1 protein-coding gene is annotated in these 1397 nt (G+C 72.0%); it reads right to left on the reverse strand.

The genetic code is table 11. The features are described 5' to 3' along the window. Nucleotides 1–301: 301 nt before the first annotated feature. On the reverse strand, nucleotides 302–1397 hold a 1096-nt coding region (locus D0D37_RS46310; RefSeq protein ID WP_162834823.1), incomplete at its 5' end, for an IS701 family transposase.

Genomic DNA, 1397 nt, shown 5'->3' on the forward strand with positions numbered 1-1397 from the left:
TCGGGGTTGGGGGGGGGGCTGGGTGCCTCGATTGTTGGGTGCGGCGGCTGCGGTTCGCGGTGGGGGTTAGCGCTCCAATGCCGCTTTGGGTGCGGTGGGATGCACCGAATGCCATGTTGGGTGCGTGGGATGCACCGAACGCCGCTTTGGGTGCGTCTCGGCGGTGGTGAGGTCCGTGAAGGGCCCCTTGAGGGAATCTATGTAGGGCTTTGTCAGGGTGGGAGTTGTTGTTGGCATAGCGCGCAGGCCCCGGTCCAGCAGGTGAGCAGGTTCTGCAGGAGCAGGGCGGTCTGTCCGAGTGTCAGGCCGGGGCCGCGTGTTTTGGTGTGCGGGTTCGGTGTTCGGCGAGGAAGAGCAGTGCTGCGGTGACGAGGGTGACGTGGCGGTGCCAGCCGGGCCAGGTGCGTCCTTCGAAGTGGTCGAGGCCGAGGGTGTCTTTGAGTTCGCGGTAGCCGGTTTCGACGGCCCATCGGGTTTTGGCGAGCCGGACCAGGCGCTGGAGGGCGGGGCGGGCGGTGTCGGGCAGGCTGGCCAGCCACAGGTGCGCGGGCGTGGCGGGTTTCCTGTCGTCCCATTGGACGAGCAGCCACCGGTCGGGCAGGCAGGCCGCGGCTTTCGAGGCTCGTTGCCGGGCCGGGATCCCGGCTTCGCGCACGCGCAGCAGGCTGAAGCCGGCGACCCGGTCGCCCTCGGCGGTGTGCCAGGACACCGGGACGCGTTTCGCGTCGGCGGCCAGGTCGGCGGCGCGGCGGTGCTTGCCTTCCCGCGCCCAGGCGGTGTCCGGTTCCCGCTGCCAGGGCAGCACGCTGACGTCGCTGTTGACCTGCACCACGAATCCCAGGCCCCGCCGCGCGAGACCGTCGCGGAACTCCCCGGCCCGGCCGTAGTCCCGGTCGGCCACGACCGGCGGCGGCTCCAGGCCCGCCGCGCGCAGCCCGTCGAGGGCGTCCAGGGCCAGCTCCCACTTGCGGCGGTGCACCGCGTCCTCGGGGACCCGGCAGCTCAGCCGCCGCTCGGCCGACAGGTCCGGGTCCCACGATTTCGGCAGGAACAGCCGCCACGCCAACGGGATCGCCCCCGCCTTCCCGCACGCGGTCACCGACACCGCGGCCTGGCAGTTGGCCTGCCCGCCGGCCCGCCCGGAATGCTGGCGGGCCACCCCGACGCTGTCGTGCCCGTCCTTGAGGAACGTCGTGTCGTCGACCGCCCACGCGGACGGGCGCAGCAACGCCTGCGCCCGCACCGCGATCCGGTTCTGCACCGGCCCCCACTCCCACGGCGAGTCCGTGACCACATGATTCAGGCTCTGCGTCGCCACCCCCAGCACCCGGCCCATCCCCGTCGCCGTCTTGCGCTTCACATCGGTCAGCAACGACCCCCGCAGATGATGCGCCCAC

The organism is Amycolatopsis circi, from assembly GCF_003385235.1.
Classification (GTDB): domain Bacteria; phylum Actinomycetota; class Actinomycetes; order Mycobacteriales; family Pseudonocardiaceae; genus Amycolatopsis; species Amycolatopsis circi.